The 18,090-nt window shown below is 67.0% G+C and carries 16 protein-coding genes; 8 read left to right on the top strand and 8 right to left on the bottom strand.

The features are described 5' to 3' along the window. Nucleotides 1–3 precede the first annotated feature (3 nt). From MK181_01690 to MK181_01680, 3 genes are read left to right on the top strand one after another with little or no spacing between them, the layout of a single operon-like run. Nucleotides 4–1,323, top strand: a complete 1,320-nt coding sequence (locus MK181_01690; protein MCH2418505.1) for an FAD-binding oxidoreductase — start codon at nt 4–6, stop codon at nt 1,321–1,323. Nucleotides 1,324–1,364: 41 nt separating this feature from the next. Then, nucleotides 1,365–2,129, top strand: a complete 765-nt coding sequence (locus MK181_01685) for an SDR family oxidoreductase (GenBank protein MCH2418504.1) — start codon at nt 1,365–1,367, stop codon at nt 2,127–2,129. Continuing rightward, nucleotides 2,126–2,944 carry an SDR family oxidoreductase gene (locus MK181_01680; protein MCH2418503.1) on the top strand — a complete coding sequence of 273 codons (819 nt, stop codon included), beginning with the start codon at nt 2,126–2,128 and terminating at the stop codon, nt 2,942–2,944. Before MK181_01685 ends, MK181_01680 begins: the two co-directional genes overlap by 4 nt. A 22-nt stretch (nt 2,945–2,966) precedes the next feature. Here MK181_01680 and MK181_01675 read toward each other — a convergent pair whose 3' ends face one another. The 5 genes from MK181_01675 to MK181_01655 form a co-directional block, all read right to left on the bottom strand. After that, nucleotides 2,967–3,752, bottom strand: coding sequence for an HAD-IIA family hydrolase (locus MK181_01675; protein ID MCH2418502.1), 786 nt, complete (start codon nt 3,750–3,752; stop codon nt 2,967–2,969). A gap of 73 nt (nt 3,753–3,825) precedes the next feature. Then, nucleotides 3,826–4,455 (bottom strand): GNAT family N-acetyltransferase, encoded by a 630-nt coding sequence (locus MK181_01670; protein MCH2418501.1) that lies wholly within the window; start codon nt 4,453–4,455, stop codon nt 3,826–3,828. A 14-nt stretch (nt 4,456–4,469) separates the two neighbouring features. Then, nucleotides 4,470–5,561 (bottom strand): C45 family peptidase, encoded by a 1,092-nt coding sequence (locus MK181_01665; GenBank protein MCH2418500.1) that lies wholly within the window; start codon nt 5,559–5,561, stop codon nt 4,470–4,472. An 89-nt stretch (nt 5,562–5,650) separates the two neighbouring features. After that, nucleotides 5,651–9,019, bottom strand: coding sequence for a bifunctional proline dehydrogenase/L-glutamate gamma-semialdehyde dehydrogenase (locus tag MK181_01660; protein ID MCH2418499.1), 3,369 nt, complete (start codon nt 9,017–9,019; stop codon nt 5,651–5,653). Between the two features lie 167 nt (nt 9,020–9,186). Continuing rightward, nucleotides 9,187–9,519, bottom strand: coding sequence for a hypothetical protein (locus MK181_01655; protein ID MCH2418498.1), 333 nt, complete (start codon nt 9,517–9,519; stop codon nt 9,187–9,189). A 101-nt stretch (nt 9,520–9,620) separates the two neighbouring features. Here MK181_01655 and MK181_01650 point away from each other — a divergent pair, with 101 nt between their 5' ends. Together MK181_01650 and MK181_01645 are read left to right on the top strand one after the other, a co-directional pair. Next, nucleotides 9,621–10,559 (top strand): pseudouridine-5'-phosphate glycosidase, encoded by a 939-nt coding sequence (locus MK181_01650; GenBank protein MCH2418497.1) that lies wholly within the window; start codon nt 9,621–9,623, stop codon nt 10,557–10,559. Nucleotides 10,560–10,562: 3 nt separating this feature from the next. Continuing rightward, nucleotides 10,563–12,191 carry an amidohydrolase gene (locus MK181_01645; GenBank protein ID MCH2418496.1) on the top strand — a complete coding sequence of 543 codons (1,629 nt, stop codon included), beginning with the start codon at nt 10,563–10,565 and terminating at the stop codon, nt 12,189–12,191. A gap of 49 nt (nt 12,192–12,240) precedes the next feature. On the opposite strand, the gene MK181_01640 is transcribed toward MK181_01645, so the two are convergent. Then, nucleotides 12,241–12,645, bottom strand: a complete 405-nt coding sequence (locus tag MK181_01640) for a cupin domain-containing protein (protein MCH2418495.1) — start codon at nt 12,643–12,645, stop codon at nt 12,241–12,243. Next, entirely contained in the window at nt 12,642–13,742 is a 1,101-nt protein-coding gene (locus MK181_01635) for an aromatic ring-hydroxylating dioxygenase subunit alpha (GenBank protein ID MCH2418494.1), read from the bottom strand. Before MK181_01635 ends, MK181_01640 begins: the two co-directional genes overlap by 4 nt. 151 nt (nt 13,743–13,893) lie before the next feature. On the opposite strand from MK181_01635, the gene MK181_01630 reads away from it, so the two are divergent. From MK181_01630 to MK181_01620, 3 genes are read left to right on the top strand one after another with little or no spacing between them, the layout of a single operon-like run. Next, nucleotides 13,894–15,147, top strand: coding sequence for an extracellular solute-binding protein (locus tag MK181_01630; GenBank protein ID MCH2418493.1), 1,254 nt, complete (start codon nt 13,894–13,896; stop codon nt 15,145–15,147). Between the two features lie 46 nt (nt 15,148–15,193). Beyond that, complete coding sequence (locus MK181_01625) at nt 15,194–16,123, top strand: ABC transporter permease (GenBank protein ID MCH2418492.1); 930 nt, start codon at nt 15,194–15,196, stop codon at nt 16,121–16,123. Then, entirely contained in the window at nt 16,120–16,995 is an 876-nt protein-coding gene (locus MK181_01620) for an ABC transporter permease (protein MCH2418491.1), read from the top strand. Before MK181_01625 ends, MK181_01620 begins: the two co-directional genes overlap by 4 nt. A gap of 21 nt (nt 16,996–17,016) precedes the next feature. Here MK181_01620 and MK181_01615 read toward each other — a convergent pair whose 3' ends face one another. Then, nucleotides 17,017–18,060 carry an ABC transporter ATP-binding protein gene (locus MK181_01615; protein ID MCH2418490.1) on the bottom strand — a complete coding sequence of 348 codons (1,044 nt, stop codon included), beginning with the start codon at nt 18,058–18,060 and terminating at the stop codon, nt 17,017–17,019. Nucleotides 18,061–18,090 lie beyond the last annotated feature (30 nt).

Below are 18,090 nucleotides of genomic sequence, written 5' to 3'. Positions count from 1 at the left end.
CCTGTGGGAGCCGTAACCCTCCTACCGCGCACCCGCCGCGACAACGGCTGGTTTGAGACCCTTCCCGAGGTTCTCCCGGCTGCTCCCCTCGTCGGGCCGACGGAGGCTGACGTGGTGGTGGTGGGCGCCGGCTTCACCGGGCTTGCAGCGGCCCGGCGGCTGGGGGAACTACGTCCCGACGCCCGTGTCCTTCTGCTGGAGGCGGGACTGATCGGAAACGGCGCAGCCGGCCGGTCATCGGGGTTCGGCATTGACCACGCCCACAACATCCGCTCTGAAGGGTTCGCCGAATCCGTCGAGTTCGAGAAGCAACAGATCGCCCTGAACCGCGCCGGGCTGGCCTACCTCAACGACGCGGTTACCAGTCATGGCATTGACTGTGACTGGATATGGGGCGGCAAAACCCACGCGGCCTGCACCGAGCGGGGCTCCACCGAACTGGAGCATTTCGCAGCAACCCTGGATCGGATCGGAGAGCCCTACGAGGTCCTGGAAGGCGACGCACTGGTCGATCGACTGGGCATCGACCACTACGTCCGCGGTCTCCACACCCCGGGCACCGCTCTCATGCAACCCGCTGCCCTGTGCCGAGGTCTGGCCACCAGCCTGCCGGCCAACGTGGTGGTGCACGAGGAGACAACAGTGACGTGGTTGGACGCTGGACCGCCCCACGAGTTATGGACCGACAGGGGCAGTGTCCGCACGCCGGAACTGCTGCTGGCCAACAACGGCTTCCTCTCGGGATTCGGCTTTTACCGGCATCACCTAATCCCAGTCGTCACCTGGGGGTCAATGACCCGGCCGTTGACCGATGGGGAGTCAGCCTCCATTGGCGGCCCGCGTACCTGGGGGGTAATCCCCGCCGCCCCGTCGGGCACCACAGTGCGACGGCTGAGCGACGGTCGCATCCTGATTCGGAACGTCTACTCGTACAGCCGCCATTCGCTGGCTGGGGGGCGGCGGCGCCAGCGGGCCGGCCGGGCCCACCGGCGGGCCTTCGAGGCGCGGTTCCCGGGACTGGTCCACGTGCCCTTCGAGTACACATGGGGCGGGCCGCTAAGCATGGCCCGCAACGGCGAGCCGGTCTTTGGTCATCTCGTCGACGGGATCTTTGCCGCCGGCGTACACAATGGAACTGGGCTGAGCCGGGGCACCGTCTGCGGAAAGCTGGTCGCCGAGATGATGTGTAGCGAGGGCTCGGACCTGCTGGACGCCATGCTGGCTCGCGGTCGCCCCAACCGGAATGTCCCTGACCCGGTCCTCGGGTGGGGTGTCGACCTGTATGCCCGGCGGCTCCGGCTGCGTTCTGGGCGGGAGATGTAACCGTTCCCGACCGGGAACGGGACCGACGAAAGGACCTGGCCATGAGCAATACGACCAATACGAACCGGGTCGCCCTGGTCACCGGTGCCTCCTCAGGCATCGGACGGGCCTGTGCCCTGCGCCTGGCCGCTGACGGGTTCGCCGTCGTAGTGGGCGGACGAAATGCCGACCGGGCCGGAGCCGTCGTCGATGAGATTTCGGCGGCCGGCGGCACGGTGACCACGGCTCTGGGCGACGTGGCTGAGCCGGGCTACGGCGAGGCGGCGGTGGCGACCGCCGTCGGTACGTTCGGCCGCCTCGACGTGCTGGTCAACGCGGCTGGGGTCATCACCCGGTCCGATGCGGAGGGCACCAGTGACGAGGAGTGGTATCGGGTCATGTCGACCAACGTGGACGGCCTGTTCCGGACCAGCAGAGCGGCCCTGCCCGCCCTCCGGTCAGCCGGTGGTGGGGCCATCGTGAACATCAGTTCCACCAACGGCCTGGTCGGTGCAGTTGGGCTGGCCGCCTACTGCGCCTCCAAGGGGGCGGTCACCAACCTCACCCGGGCTATGGCGCTGGACCACGCCGCTGAGGGCATCCGGGTCAACGCCGTCTGCCCGGGTGCCGTCGACACCCACATGCTGTACTCGGAGCGTGACAGGACGGTCGATGAGGTGCGCTCCATAAATCTCCCCGACATCCCGGAAGGTCGTATCCCGGTCGCCGAAGAGGTCGCCCACCTGGTCGCGTTCCTGGCCGATGACCGCTCGCGGCATGTCAACGGCGCCAACCTCAGCGTTGACGGGGGCTACACGGCGGCATGAGTGCCGACCGACGACCGGAGGATGGGTCAGGCCTGGCTGCCGGACGGGTGGTCGTCGTCACCGGGGGTGCCCGAGGCATCGGGCGGGCAATCGTGGACCGGTTCGCCGTCGAGGGGGCCACCGTCGTCGTAGGCGACCTCAACGATTCCGGGACCGTCGGAGCTGGGCTGGACGTGGCCGGGCACCGGGAGTGGATCCCTCTGGACGTGACCGACGAGGCGTCGGTCATGGAGTTCGCCGAATCAGTGCACGCCGGGCACGGCGGGGTTGACGTGCTGGTCAACAACGCCGGGATCATGGCCAACCGGTCGGTGGCCGACGAGACGGTGGCCGACTGGGACCTGACAATGGCCGTGAACCTGCGGGGTCCCTTCCTCATGGCCAAGCACCTTCTCCCCCTCATGGAGGGCCGTGACAACCCGGCGATCGTGAACATCGGGTCCATCGAGGGCCTGGGGGCCAACGCCCGGCACGCCTCCTATGCCGCCTCCAAGGCTGGGGTGCACGGTCTGACCCGGGCCCTGGCCGTTGACCTGGGTCCGGCGGGAATCCGGTGCAACGCAGTAGCTCCCGGGTGGGTCGACACCGACCTGAACCGGGCCTACGTGGACAAGCACCCGGACAGGGACCGGGCGGTGGCTGAGTTGGCGTCTCTACATCCAGTGGGTCGGATCGGTGATCCGACTGACGTGGCGGCCACCGTCCTGTGGCTGTCCACCCCAGATGCTGGTTTCGTGACCGGCCAGGTACTCACCGTCGACGGAGGCCGCATGAGCCGCTTGTCTCTGCCCGCCTCGCTGGCCGACGACGCCTGACCTGTCGCCCAAGCGGGGCCGGTCAGTGCGCAAGGAGTGCCGGCACGTCGGCAAAGCTCGCGACCACGTGGTCCGGGGTACCGGACGCCATGTCGAGTGCCTCAGGTCGGAACTTCCCGGTCTGTACCAGGACCCCGCGAAGCCCGCATCGTTGGCCAGCCAACACATCGTTATCCACGTCATCGCCCACCATGGCCACCCGGTCGGGGGACAAACCCAGTTCGGCCACCCCGGTGGCGAAGAACTCGGGTGAAGGCTTGCCCAGCACGACAGGGACCATTCCCGAGGACTCCTCCAGGGCGGCAACGTAGGCGCCGGTGTCCAGCTCCATCCCAGCCGACGTCCGCCAGTAAAGGTTGCGGTGCATGGCCACGAACGTCGCCCCGTCCAAGAGGTGGCCGAAGGCCCGGTTCAACTCGGTGTGGGTGAAGTTCAGGCCCGCTCCGCCAACCACCACCACGTCCACCGGTCCTGCGGCGTCGCCAGAAACCACGTCGATGCCCTCCAAGTCCTCGGAAAGGTCCCCGGAGTTCAGCAGGTAGCACCGGGCCTCCGGGTGGTGTCGCCGGAGATGGGCCGCCGTGGCCACCGGGGCGGTCAGGATCTCGTCGGGATCAACCGGCATGCCGGCCCCGGTCAGAAGCGAGGCCACCTCGGCCCGGGTCCGGGTTGTGGTGTTGGTGGCGAACCGCAGCGGGACCTGTCGGGCCCGGAGTTCGGCCAGAGCCCCGGGCGCGCCGTCGATGGCCTCCCATGAAACGGACAGCACGCCGTCGATATCGATGAGCAGGCCGTCGACCCAGGTCACGGATCAGCCTCCGGTCGGTCGTCGTCGCCGAAGAGCCTAGGCGGGGGTTACCGACCGATCCGACGGGTCGTGGTTAGGTATCAACCAGGTCGGGGTTGCGCCAGACGATGAGAACAGCGTTGTTCCCCACAGCCGGATCGTCCATATAGTCCGGGATGGCACCAACGGCCTCAAACCCATTCTCCAGCTGGAAGCTCAGCGTCGGGTCGTACAGCTCGCCGGCCCGCACCCGGTCGACATACTCGTCAGCCGTCATGTTGCCGATGTGGTCCTTGTACCCGGGAATGACCCCGCCGGCCACGATGCCCTTCTTGCCGAGGCGACGGACGATGTCCTTGCGGCGGATATACAGCTGGTGGCCGATCCCCAGGCGCCGGTAGTTCGCGGCTACGGCGATTGTGACGCCGTAGTACCAGTCAGCGTCGTCCGAATGATTACCGCACGAGTTCTCGCCGGTGAGGTCGTCCAGTGAGTGGTTCGGCTCGTCGAAGTCGAAGTCGATCAGGATGCCGACACCCATCCCAACCGGCGTCTCCCCGTCTAGGGCCACGAACCCACCGGCGGGGAACTTCTCGCAGAGGGCGAGGATGTCCTCCTCAACCAAGAGGTCGGCGATCCCCGCCGTCGGGAAGGCGGCCCGCTCAATGGCAGCCAACTCTGTTGCCCATCGGGCCTGGAGGGGGGCGTAGGTGATCTCGACCATGGCGGCACCTCCGGTCAGGCAGCGAAGGGGACGTGGATGTAGTCGTTGTGGCTAGGTAGGCCCCACACAGCCCAGAAGTCACGGGTGCGGGGGCGCATGATCGCCGCCCCACTGGATTCGACGTGGAAAGGCTCGGTCGACACCCGGCAGACGGCCTGGTCGTCGCGGGTCACCGCCATCAGGTCGTCGACACCGATGCCGTCCCGGTCAAGCATCTTGAGCGCCCGCTCACGGCGGCGGGTGGAGTTAACCATCAGGCCCTCGTGCTTGGGTGCTTCGCGGTCCAGCGCCTCGTCCCACAAAGCGTGGTTGGTATGGACGAGAGGCTCGGTGTCGAGCGACTCGGACGGACGGGCGGTGGGGAAAGCCTCGATCACGTGCCCGTCCCCAGAGGCGTCGAATGTCAGGAAGCTGTGAGCGCCGGCCAGGTCGGCTCCCAGCACGGCGTCGCGCGCCGATACGGCTGAGTCCTGATCTAGGGCCTCGCGCACCACCGATGTCCACATCACGCCTCGGCAGCCGTCGATAGCCACCAAGTTGTTGATACCGACGCACACACCAGCCTCGTTCATGCCTAGTTGGCCGACACAACCGGTGGTGGTGAAGACCAGCGAGACCGGACCGTCGTCGGGCCGGATGCGTAGCAGCACCACGTGCGGGGTGGCGGTGTCGTGCATGTCCCAGGTCTGGCCGTAGAAGCCCTGCCCGTCACAACGGTGGTCGGGGACGATGAACGCCGTGCAGTCATCCTCGACGACCTCGTCGGGATGCCGTCCGCCAACCTCGGAGCGCACCGTGTCGACGAAGTCGGTGAAACCTCCGACCACCACGGCCTCCTCTGGCGTGATCCCGGCACCGTCGGCGATGCCGCACATCTCGGCGTACAGGTCGGCCGAGTGGGCCTCGTGGGCTGGGAGACAGGATCGGGCGATCTCCAGCACGTCAGCGCGGTCAATCTCGCCGCCGGCCCAGAACCGGGAGCCAGCCAGCCGGACCCGCTCATCGGTATAGGTACGGATCTCGTCGACGAATGCCGCTCCGTGGGCGTGGCCCCGGGCCTCCGGGCTGCCGGCCAGATCCAAGATCCGAAGTGGAGGGCGTCGCATGCGTCCAGTCTCGCGAAGCTCCAAACCAAGTGCAAGTGATTCGCTCGCTAAATCTACTCCATGCAATGGATTCCGTTGAATACCGGTGATCAATTGATGGAATCGGTGCCCTGAGCTCCTATTAGGTTGCCGAAGCGGTGCAGGGTTCGGCTCACGGCCTGCTCTCGGACGTAGTGGCGCAATTCGAGGCGGCCGCTGGCCGTGACCGCCTCGTCCACCAGGTCCACTTCGGCGGCGATGGCTGCTCGGCGGACCGTCTCGGAAACGAAGCCGACGGCCCTGATCCGACCAAACCGGTGGGCCGACAGGGTGGCGGCGAACGCGGTGTCATCCTCCTCGGTGGCCCGGCTCACCCGGGGCTCCACCCCGCACCGCGCCGACGCGGCCAGTACCCGTTCCAAGTCGACCGGCGTGGCCCCGGCCCCCACCCGCACCACCAGGTCAGGATGCGGCCGGTAGTGCAGCACGTTGGCCTCACAGAACAGGCCCGACGGATCGTGCTCCACCCCGTACCGATTCGCCCACCAGGCGGCGTCGGCCACCAACACCTCATTGAAGTCCGCCTCGTCCAGCGGACGGGTGGCAGTCCAGGTGCCGAGCTGTAGCAGGTAGTCGGGGCCGCCCGCCTTGGCTCCCGTACCCACAGACGACCGCTTCCAACCACCGAAGGGCTGTCGCTGCACGATGGCCCCGGTGATGGGCCGGTTCACGTAGGCGTTGCCCACCTGGACGTGGTCTAGCCAGCGGTCCACCTCGGCGGGGTCCAGCGAGTGAATGCCCCCGGTCAGGCCGTAGTCGACCCCGTTCTGAACGGCCAGCGCCTCGTCCAGGGTGTCCACGGCCATCAGGCCTAGCACCGGGCCGAATACCTCGGTGCGGTGGAACTGCGAGTCGGGACGGACCCCGGTCTTGATCCCCGGTGTCCAGGCTCGGCCCTCGTCATCGAGGCACCGGGGCTCCAGCAGCCACTCCTCGCCCGGCGCCAGGGTGGTGAGGGCGTCTAGCAGCCTCCCCCCGGCTGGACCGATTAGGGGTCCGAACGTGGTGGCTGGGTCGTCCGTTGACCCCACGCGCAGCGACGCTGCGGCGTCGACCACCTGGCGCAAGAACCGTTCGTCGGTGGCCACCGGCCCGACTAGGACTCCGAGGCTGGCCGCCGAGCACTTCTGGCCCTGGTGTCCAAAGGCCGACTGCACTAGGTCGGCAGCCGCCAGGTCCAAGTCTGCCTGCGGGGTGACGACCAGGGCGTTCTTCCCGCTGGTCTCGGCGAAAAGGCGGAGGTTCGGGTCCCAGCACCGGAACAGGTTGGCCGTCTCGTGGGATCCGGTCAGGATCACGCCGTCGACCGTGGTCACCAGGCGGCGACCGACCTCGTCGTCCGGGGTTCTAACGAACCTCAGTACCTCGGTCGGCACGCCGGCCGTCCAACAGGCCTCGGCGACGATCTCCGCGCACCGAGGCGTCTCGGGGGCCGGCTTGAACACCACGGCATTACCAGCGGCCAGGGCGGCCAGGGTCCCGCCGGTCGGGATGGCAACCGGGAAGTTCCACGGAGGGACGACTGCCACCACACCCAGCGGGGTGAACGCCGCACCCTCCACTCGCTCCAGCTCCGATGCCCGCTCGGCGTACCACCGGGCAAAGTCGACGGCCTCGCCGACCTCCGGTTCGGCCTCGGTCCACGTCTTGGAAGCCTCGTGGGTCATGGCCACCATGAGGTCGTCGTGTCGGGCCACAAGTTCGTCGGCGACCCGGCGCAGTACGTCACATCGTTCGACGGCAGGACGGGACCCCCAGGACTCCTGGGCTCTCCGAGCCATAGCCACCTCGGCGTCCAGAGCTTCGACCGTGGTGATCACTGGGGTATGCGCCGGCTCGAACGGGCGAGCGGAGACTGAAGCCACCCGTGCCCGGGTGGCAGGCAGGGTCGGATCGGTGTCGGGATGATTCCGGAACAACCCGTCGCCCGACGGTGGCCGCTCGGTCTCTCGACGGGGCAGGTCAGCGAGGTCCCAACGCCCGGCCACCGCGGCACGGAACAGGCGGGCCTGCTCGTCAAACTCGGGGGTCCCGGGCCGCAGGCTGAACAGGTGCCGGAGAAAGTTCTGGTCGGAGCTGTTCTCCTCCAGGCGACGGAATAGGTAGCTGACGGCTACGTCGAAGTCCCGGCGGCCCACAATCGGCGTGTACAGCAGAAGCTCGCCGGTGTCATCTAGCACTGTCCGGGCCTGAGCGGGGACCATCCCCTGCAGCATCTCGAACTCGACTCGGTCAGCTACCCCACGGGCCTCGGCCAGGAGGTGGGCCCAGGCCACGTCGAACAGGTTGTGGCTGGCCAGCCCGATCCGCACCGCCCGCGTGTGCACGGGCCGCAGGGCCCAGTCCACGCAACGCTTGTAGTTGGCGTCCACCTCGGCCTTGGTGTCGTAGGGCGCCTGCACCCACCCGTGTAGGGCAGCATCGACCCTTTCCATGGCCAGGTTGGCCCCTTTCACCAGGCGAACCTTGACCTCGCCACCCCCGGCATCCTTCCGGGGACCAGCCCAGGCGGTGATGCGCTGGAGGGCACCGAAGGCATCCGGCAGGTAGGCCTGCAGGACGATCCCGGCATCGACGTCCCGTAGGTCGGGCTCATCCAGGAGTTCGGTGAAGGCCCGGAGGGTGAGCTCCAGGTCCCGATGCTCCTCCATGTCCAGGTTGACGAAGGTGGGCCGGCCGGTGGGAGCCGGAGCGACAGCGGCCCGCTGGTACAGGATCCGTAGGCGGTCCTTGACTCGAGTCAACGTGTGGTCGAAAGCCCACAGATTGAGTTGGCTGGCGATGGCCGAGACCTTGACCGACACGTAGTCAACCTCGGGGTCCTCCACCAGGGCCAGGGTGCGCTCGAAGCGGCGGGACGCCTCGGCCTCGCCCAGGACCGCCTCCCCCAGCAAGTTGACATTCAGGGTGTAGCCCTCCAACCGGCGACGGGCCAAGTGGGCGTGGACGCTGCCGGGGGCGGCGTCCACCACAAGGTGGCCGACGAGCCCTCGGAGGCGACGGCGGGCCAATGGCATGACCAGCTGGGGTAGGACCGGGGCGAGACGGGCTCCCAGCCGCAACAACAGCCGGTCGACCCGGCCCAGGAACCCGGGGAGGTCACCGTCAGCCACCAGCCGGGCCAGTTGATCGGCAGCCAGAGTGTTGCTCCGGTGGCGAGCTACCCGGTCTACGAACCGCATGGTGAACCCCACGCCGATTGGGTCGTCGATGATTCCTCGCATCCGGTCGGCCAGCCGACGCTCTGTGGATGTCTCGTCGCAGTGGGCCGTGGTCAGCCACCGGGCTACTACGGCCACCGCGTCGGAGGCCAGGGTCTCGGGGTCGATGGCAGGAGCCAACGGGCCGGGTGAATCGACGACGGGCGTCGGGCGGTCCTCGGTGCCAGTGGCACCGACCGGGGGATGGGAGGTCAGCATGCCCACATCGTCGGGAATCGATCGGGGTCTTGTGCGATCGACCCCTCCATGGTCCCCGAATCGGACAATTCCGCGGTGGACCCCGGCGCAGTTTCGGACCTCTAAGGGCGGTTGACCGCTAACTCGACCAGGGCTCGGTGGAGGTTGGGTGGTCTCCGACCGTCAGATCAGGCGGCAGCCCGCTCTACTCGAATCGGAACACCCAGCTCCCACAGACCCAGAGCATCGGCCACCGGCACCGGGCGATTGACCTCACCGTTGTGGTTCACGCCGTAGAGCTCGGCCGACACGTCATCGGCATCGGCACGGACGACCACCGTGTAGACGTCGTGGAAGGCCTTCAACCGTCGCTCGGCGCCCGAAATGTTGGGCTCGGCTTCGACAACCAGCGTTGACGTGGTTGACGAATCACCGAAACTCAGCACAGCACTGCTGCCGTCGAACTCCACCGACTTCACGATGCCGATCGCTGCCGGCGTGCTACTGGTCTTGCTAGCCACGGGGGGTGCCTCCCGCTGGTGATGTGGGCCCGTCCATTCTACCGGCGTACCCCCTCCGGCCCGACGGGCGCGCCGCCTTCTACACCGGCCACACTGGAACCGTGGGGAAAAAATCGACCGAACGGCTGCGGGTGTCCGACGAGGTGTCGGCGGCACTGGCTGACGGGCGGGCTGTAGTGGCCTTGGAGTCCACCATTGTCAGCCACGGTCTGCCGTCTCCGCAGAACGTCGAGACTGCGCTGGCCTGCGCAGCCGAGGTCCGGGCCGCCGGTGCCGTCCCGGCCACCGTGGCCGTCATCGACGGATCACTTCGGGTCGGTCTCTCGGTCGACGAGATTGAGCGCCTAGGTAGTGGGGAAGCTGAGAAGGCCAGCCTTCGCGACCTGGGGTACCTGCTGGCCGAAGGTCGGACAGGTTCCACCACGGTGGCCGCCACCCTGTTCGCTGCCCACCGGGCTGGGATCCGACTATTCGCCACAGGCGGGATCGGCGGTGTGCACAGGGGCGAGGATCGCGATATTTCGGCCGACCTCACCGCGCTGGCCACACTGCCGGTAGCCGTGGTTTGTGCCGGAGCCAAAGCGGTCCTCGACTTGCCCCGAACCATTGAGGCCTTGGAGACGCTCGGCGTCCCGGTCGTCGGGCAGGGCACCGACGTAATGCCCGAGTTCTGGACCCGGGGCGGCGACCTGCCGGTGTCGGTCCGATCTGACCATCCAGACACCACGGCCGGAATTCTTCACGCCCACTGGGGGTGCGGCCTGCTCAGCGGAGTGGTGGTGGCCAACCCCATCCCTGTAGCCGACGAGGCCGACCCACAGGCCATCGCCGAGGCCATAGTGGGCGGCCTGGCCGCAGCCGACGGTGCCGGAGTGCGCGGCCGCGACGTAACACCATTCCTGCTGGCACACATCGGCGAGACCACCCACGGCGCCAGCCTCGAGGCCAACGTGGCCCTGGTGAAGCACAACGCCGCGGTGGCGGCCGAAATCGCTACAGCGCTGGCCGCCCTTCCGGCCCTCGACGTCGGGAGAAACTGAACGGTGGTCAACCACGATCCCAAACGGGGCACGATCATCACCGGTGGACCGACCTATCCGCTAGTGAAAGGCCATGTCGGCACCGTCGAGGCGGTCCGAATCGACGGTCGCCGGCTCACCCACATCGGATCGCTGGCCAGCGCACGAGCCCTCGGCGACGCTCAGGAGGTCGACCTAGACGGCCGTACCATTCTCCCGGGCTTCGTCGACGCCCATACCCACCCTCTCATGTACGGCCAGTGCGCCTCGTGGGCCGACCTGACCTCGGCATCCAGCGTCGACGAGGTGATCAAACTTCTCGGCGAACACGCCCGAAACGAGGCCCGCTCCGTAGCTCCGATTCGCGGCTTTGGCTACGACCACCACCGCCTAACCGAGGGTCGGCACCCCACGGCCCTGGAGCTGGACCGGGTAGCTGACGACCGGACGGTCACCGTGATGCACGTCAGCGGCCACGGATTCTCGGTAAACAGCCATGGGCTGGCCGAGGCCGGTATAACCGCGGCGGTGCCCACCCCGCCCGGTGGCGTCATCGACCGTGACGAGGACGGACGGCCCACCGGTCGAGTATTCGACGCCGCCTGCGACCTGCTCACCGGACCCGACGGGGTGAAACTTGGAAACCACGGCCCCAACCTCCATCTGCCGGACGACCCGGACGATCTGGCCAGCATGCTGGACGACGCTCAGGAGGCGTTCCTGGCTACCGGAATCACCACCGTGGGCGACTGCCAGGTCACCGAACGGGAAATGCGGGCATTCCTCGTCGCTCGGGACGCCGGGCGCCTCGCGTTGCGCGTGGTGATGTACGTCCTGTCCAGTCACGTCGACAGCCTGGACCGCCTGGGGATCGAGTCGTGGCTAGGGAATGACCACCTATCGGTCGGCGGAGTCAAGCACTATGCCGACGGTGCCCTGACTGGGGGCACCGCCTACCTACCGTGCGGCTGCGGAGCCACCCACGGGCACCTGTACCACGGTCCGGGCGAACTGGAAGACCTGCTGGTCGCCTCGGCCACTGCCGGTCGTCAGACCGCCACCCACGCGCAAGGACCTGAGGCCATCCAACTGGTGCTGGACGCTCTAGGCCGGGCCCCACTGCGCCCCGACCTCCGGCACCGCATAGAGCACTGTGGCTTTCCGTCTGCCGACCAGCTAACCGAGATGTGTCGGCTCGGAGTAGTCCCGGTCCCACAGCCAACCCAGGTCCACCTTTACGGAGAGGGTGTGCGCCGCGACCACCCCGAGGTGGCCGATGGCATGTACCCCTCAGGACGGATCGCCGCGGCCGGCCTCCCCGTCGTGCTGTCCTCGGACGCCCCGGTGACTAGGCCATGCGTGATGCTGTCCTGCTGGGCAGCTGAGACGCGTCTGACCTCCGCGGGACGGATCCTCGGCGACGAAAACCGGATCACCCGGGCACAATCCCTCACCGGCTACACGGTGGGCGGAGCCCACGCTCTGCGGCGAGACGACGTCGGGTCACTGGCCGTCGGGAACCCCGCCGACCTCGTGCTCCTGGCCGACGACCCGTTCACTGTCGCCGTTGACCGTCTCCCGGACGTAACCGTCTTAGAGACCTGGGTCGACGGTCATCCCGCCTGGACCCTCACCGACGGCCGCACGCCGTGAGGACCGCCAGCACAGAAAACAACTGAAGAAGAACCAACGGCGGAACCGGTCAGTCGACCAGGTTCTCCTCTGTCGTAGCAATGAAGACGGCGAGGGTGCATCCGGTCTCGGTTCTCGAGTCGTGCCGGGTCCCTGCGGCCAGCAGCACCAGATCCCCCGGCCGGTATGCGTGGCCGTCGTGGTCAATCAGCTCGCCCTCCAGCATCAGGAATTGCTCGTCGCAGGTGTGCTCGTGGGGTGTGGTCCTCGTGCCCGGGTCCATGCGGTAGACGTGAAAGCCGCCCCCCAGCGGATACGACCCGTCGAGCTGCAGGATCCACTCGCCGGGCGACGGTTCCCCGTCGACGATGAACGGGACGAACTCGGCTTCGAACCGGTTGGCCACCCGCCGTTCGGCGGAACCGATGGGGTCCATGTGCGGCCCCTGCCACTCCCCGTGCCCGTCTACGGTCACGACTCTGCGGCTAGATCGGCGAGGTATTGCTGGGTGAAGTCCCAGCAGAGTGAGTCCCGGGCAGCGAACATCCCCCGGTCGAACGAGCGCGAGCTCACCCCCCGTTGGGTGCGTTCGCAGACCGCGTTGTCCTGGGCCAGGACCAGGTTGCTGAAGTCACAGACCGCGCTGGGGTCGAAGTCGTCAGACTCAACTGCGGAGGGCTCGAACAGGTACTCGATCTCGTAGTCGGTCCGCGCCGGACCCCGGGGGATTAACCGAGTCAGGATCACGCTGGTACCGGTGATGTCGACGAAGAGGTTCGGGTAGACGAACGCCGAGAGGTAGGACCGTGCGTCGTCTGGCGTCATGGTGGCGATCACCGGGAGTGGGGCCGTGCCGTCGGCAGTAAAGCTGTTGGCCCCCTCTGCCAACCAGGCGCCACCGTCGTTTCGGCCCTCGTCGATCACGTCACCCTGTTGGTGGAGGGGGATGATCTCCACCAGTTCGGGGTGAATCTGCGGGCAGTGGAGACACTCGGCGTAGTTCTCCACCAGGATCTTCCAGTTGGCGGCCACCGTGCTGGTCTCCAGCCTCCCAAGCCGGAGGCGGTCCAGCTGCAATCGCTCGAACGACAGAATCTCGTCACTGTGTTCGGCCAGCCAGTCCACCAATGGCGGAGGGTCGGTAGCCAGGCTGACGAAGAGCATCCCCTGCCAACTCTCCACCGCGACCCGATGGAGTGGGAACGCCATGCGGTCGAGCTCTTCCTTCGCCACGTTCGGGGTCGCCACCAGCTCGCCGTCCAGCGAATAGCTCCAAGCGTGGTACGGGCAGGTGATCGCCGCTCCGAAGCCACTCCCGCTGGCGTCGCACAGCTGCGAACCCCGGTGCCGACACACGTTGTAATAGGCCTGTAGGTCTCCATCCCGGTTGCGGAGTACGAGGACGCTCTCAGCGCCGACGTCGATCACCAGGCGATCGCCCACGTGAGCGAGCCGCTCGGAGCGACCGACGTAGCACCACCGCCGGTGGAAGACGCTCTCGAGGTCGGCGTCGTAGATGGCGGGAGACCGGTAGTCCTCCCCCCGCAATGTGGGCTTCATCGCCGTGGACACGTATCCCTCCTCCGGAACCCCAGTTGGCCCCACCTTGTCCCAATTCCCTCGGACTTCTCAGACCTCTGACCGAAGTGACTGACTGGCGAGTCAGTCAGTGGCTGACTATAGTGCCGCGCCTTCGCGAGAACTACCACGAGGGGGCCCATCGATGAAGAACCGCCGGTCTGAACACCGACACCCGACTACCTCCGCCAGCCGCGCTCCGGTCAGTAGGCGCCAGTTCCTCGGTGGCTCGGCTGTGGCCGCTGGGGGCCTGGTACTCGGCCCGTCGATCCTCGCCGCCTGCGGAAGCGACGGCGGTTCGGGCACAGCCCTGAAACTGGCCCGGCCTGACAAGCCGGTCACGCTCCCTACGGTCGGGGACGCCGTAGCCGCCGGGAAAGCTCACGAGGGCGGAACCCTGCAGATCCTCAACTACGTGGACTACCTCAACCCGGACGTGGTCGCCCGGTTTGAGGAGACCTACGGCGTCAAGACCGCCGTCACCACCTACGACACCGAGGAGGGGGCACTCAACAAGCTCCGCTCCGGTGCCTTCACGCCCGACCTCATCATCGGGATGACCGACTCCGTTCTGTCCCGGCTGGTGGCTGCTGAATTGCTCCAGCCCCTCAATCACTCCTACTTGTCCAATTTCGGCAACGTCATTGAAGGCCTCCGCGACCCCTACTACGACGTGGGTGCCCAGTACACGACGCCGTACATCATTTATTCGACGGGGATCGGCTACCGGACGGATATGGACGTCGACACGTCCTACTTCGAGTCGGGCAACGGGTGGGACATCCTGTGGGACTCCGCCTATTCCGGTCGCCTCGGTATCTTGGACTCCTACCGCGATGTGATCGGCTCGGTGCTGCACCGCAACGGTGAGGACATCAACACCGGCGACCAGAAGGTCCTGAACGCCGCCCTGGAGGACCTCCGGGAGATGTCGGCTGCCACAAACCCAAAGATCGACATCCTCGCCTACACCGAGGTCCCCGCCGGAACACGCGTAGTCAACCAGTGCTGGTCAGGTGACATGCTCCTCGGTGTCTGGTACCTCCCGGAGGATGCCTCATGGACCGAACTTGGCTATTGGCAGCCCGACGACATGGTGACCGGAAACGACGTCTTCTGCGTGGCCAGGAACGCCCAACGTCCCGTCCTGGCCCATGAGTTCATCAACTTCTTCCTCGACGTCGACAACGCCCTGGAAAACTTCGGGTGGACGGGCTACCAGCCGGCCCTTGAGGCCCTGGACGCCCAGACGCTGATTGACTGGGAATACGTCCCGGCCAATCTGGCCAACGCCCTGATAACCCCGGCGCAGTACGCCAAGGGCAACCGAGCCGTGGCCCTAGAGCCGGACGTGGATGCCCGCTGGACCGACGTCTGGGCCAAGTTCACCGCCGGCTGATCCTCGGCCCACTGTCGGGCGACCGGTTTCCCGCCGAGCGACGACGGTGACCGGCACCCCAACCTCCGTAACAACCTCCGACAGGTCACGACGGCGCGCTGACCGGGGCACCCTGTGGGGGCTGTTCGCCCTCCCAGGGACGGTCTGGCTACTGGTGCTGTTCGTGCTGCCGTTCTACGCGCTGGTCTGCGTGGCCTTCGGAGACATTGATCCCGTCTTCCGTAACGCCGTCCCGGCCTGGAACCCTCTCAACTGGAGCTTCGGCAATGCGGGCGAGGTCCTCGGCGAAATTTTCGGGGGGAGCCTCCGGAAGGTGTTCCTACGCACCATTTCCTATGTGGTGTGTGCCGTCGTCCTTTCGTTCCTCGTCGGCTATCCGGTGGCGTACTACCTGGCTCGGCACGCTGGACGGTGGCGCGGCCTACTCCTAGCCCTAATGATCCTGCCGTTCTGGGTCAACTACCTGATGCGGATGCTGGCCTGGGTCAACCTGCTACAGGTTGACGGCTGGGTAACCCGGGCCTTCTCGGTGTTCGGGGTCCAGGTGAACTGGTTGGACGGCCAGCCGATCACCGTGGTGCTGGGTCTGGTATACGGCTACGTCCCATTCCTAGTCCTCCCCCTTTACGCCGCCCTCGAGCGACTCGACGGCCGGCTCCTTGAGGCAGCCCGTGACCTGGGGGCCGGACCGGGCCGGACGTTCCACCTCGTGACCATCCCACTGTCGCGTCCCGGGATGCTCGGGGCCGGTGTGATCATCGCCCTGCCCATGTTCGGTGACTACTACACGAACGACATGCTGTCGCGGTCGCCGGCCACTGAGATGGTGGGGAACCAGGTCGACTTCTACCTGAACGCCACCACCCAGCCCCAGAAGGGGGCTGTCCTGGTCTTGGTGCTGTCGGCCCTTCTGGTCGTCCTCATGTCCTACTACCTAGTCAGCACCATGCGGATGCAGCGGGAGATCCGGGCGTGAGCGGCCGACGAAGTCGGAACCCGTGGCGGCGGCCGATCGGCCTTGCCACCTGGACGTGGGCCTACGTGCTTTGGATGTTTCTGCCGGTGGCCATCGCCGTCTTGTTCTCGTTCAATGGTGGGCGCAGTCGCTCCGTCTGGCAGGGCTTCTCGCTGCGCTGGTGGACCGGGGAACCTAATGCCTCGCTTCTCCACGACGAGACACTGCACAGTGCCCTGCGCAACTCGTTGGTTCTGGCTCTCCTCACCATGCTGGTGGCCACCCCGATCGGTATCACTCTGGCTATCGGCCTAGCTCGATGGCGGTCCCGGACGGCCAGCGGCGCCAACTGGTTGATGTTGGTCCCGCTCGTCACCCCCGAGATCGTGATGGGTGCCTCGCTGCTGTTGGTCTTCACGAGCCTGTACACCGGAATCCCGCTGGGACGGCCAGCCCAGTTGCTAGGCCACGTGACCTTCTCCATTTCGTACGTGGTTGTGGTGGCCCGCGGCCGGCTCCTGTCGATAGGACGGGACTACGAGGAGGCGGCTCGGGACCTGGGCGCTAGCCAGTTCCAGGCCCTCCGCCTGGTTCTCCTCCCGCTGCTTGCCCCGGCCATCTTCGCCGGTTTCGTGATCGTGTTCGCCATGTCGATCGACGACTTCGTAATCAGCGCCTTCCTGTCCTCGGGGGCCGGGTCGGAGACGGTGCCTGTCCGGATCTACTCGGCCGTGCGGACCAGCTCTACGCCGGCGCTAAACGCCCTAGCCTCGTTCCTCGTCGCCTCCACGCTGGTCGCCCTCGCCCTCGGAGCCACCGTCATGTCATGGTTCCGGCGTCGTCGCGGCACCAAGGAGTCAGCGCTGGCCGACCTCACCTCAGTCGGCATCTGAGCCCAACGGACCTGGAATCGGTCAACTGGCCAGCAAGCGGAGGGCGTCGACCGGCATCTCCGCGTGGGTAACACCGTCGCCTGCCACCCCGCCGCTATTGGCCACCAAGGCATGAAAGGCCAGGTCTCCGCTTCGGAGGTGGACCTGGGTGGTGGCGCCAGTGAAAACCCGCCGCTCCACTACAACGGGTAGTCCATTGTCTGGCTCTCCTTCGACCAGCCGGACCCTCTCGGGACGAATGACCACCCGGCAGCGCCCGACCGGTCCGTCACCAGTCGCCCGAAGTACTCGGTCCCCAACCTGGATCCTCCCTCCGCCCAGGTGTTCCACGTCGAGCAGGTTGGCCACGCCCAGGAAATCGGCCACCGAGCCGTCGATCGGCTCCTCATAGACCTCCCGAGGGGTCCCCACCTGCACCAGACGGCCCTCGTCCATCACGGCCAAGCGGTCGCTCATCGTCAGCGCCTCCTCCTGGTCGTGGGTGACGTACACAAAGGTGATGCCGATCGCCTGCTGGAGGCTGCGTAGCTCGACTTGAAGGGCCTTGCGGAGACGGGCGTCCAACGCCCCCAACGGCTCGTCGAGCAGCAGGACCCGCGGCTCCAGTATCAGGGCCCGGGCCAGAGCGACGCGCTGCTGCTGCCCTCCGGAAAGCTGGTGGGGACGCCGACCCTCCAAGCCACTGAGCTCGACCAGGGCCAGCGCCCGTGCGACCCGCGTCGCCACCTCATCGGTCGGAACCTTCTGGAACCGCAGCCCGAAGGCCACGTTGCGTTCCACGGTGAGGTGGGGGAAAAGCGCGTAACTCTGGAAGACGGTGTTGACCGGCCGGTGTTCCGGCGCCAGGTCAGTGACCTCCTCGCTGTCGATCCACACCGAACCCCGGTCCGGCCGTTCGAAGCCCCCGATTATGCGCAGCGTTGTGGTCTTGCCACATCCCGACGGCCCGAGCAGGGAGAAGAACTCGCCGGGCGCTATGTCGAGGTCGATGCCCCGGACTACGGCCACGTCGTCGAACCGCTTCTCGAGGTCGGAGAGGACCACGTGGCCCGTGGCGACCGCCATCGTCGCAGCGTATCGGCTCGGGCTGTGACG

This window comes from Acidimicrobiales bacterium, from assembly GCA_022452035.1.
GTDB lineage: Bacteria > Actinomycetota > Acidimicrobiia > Acidimicrobiales > MedAcidi-G1 > UBA9410.
This window is presented reverse-complemented; position numbering and strand designations above follow the sequence as displayed.

Coding starts and splice junctions, on each gene's coding strand:
- MK181_01685 (MCH2418504.1), top strand. CDS start 1,365: ATGAGCAATACGACCAATACGAACCGGGTCGCCCTGGTCACCGGTGCC.
- MK181_01680 (MCH2418503.1), top strand. CDS start 2,126: ATGAGTGCCGACCGACGACCGGAGGATGGGTCAGGCCTGGCTGCCGGA.
- MK181_01670 (MCH2418501.1), bottom strand. CDS start 4,455: ATGGTCGAGATCACCTACGCCCCCCTCCAGGCCCGATGGGCAACAGAG.
- MK181_01665 (MCH2418500.1), bottom strand. CDS start 5,561: ATGCGACGCCCTCCACTTCGGATCTTGGATCTGGCCGGCAGCCCGGAG.
- MK181_01660 (MCH2418499.1), bottom strand. CDS start 9,019: ATGCTGACCTCCCATCCCCCGGTCGGTGCCACTGGCACCGAGGACCGC.
- MK181_01630 (MCH2418493.1), top strand. CDS start 13,894: ATGAAGAACCGCCGGTCTGAACACCGACACCCGACTACCTCCGCCAGC.
- MK181_01615 (MCH2418490.1), bottom strand. CDS start 18,060: ATGGCGGTCGCCACGGGCCACGTGGTCCTCTCCGACCTCGAGAAGCGG.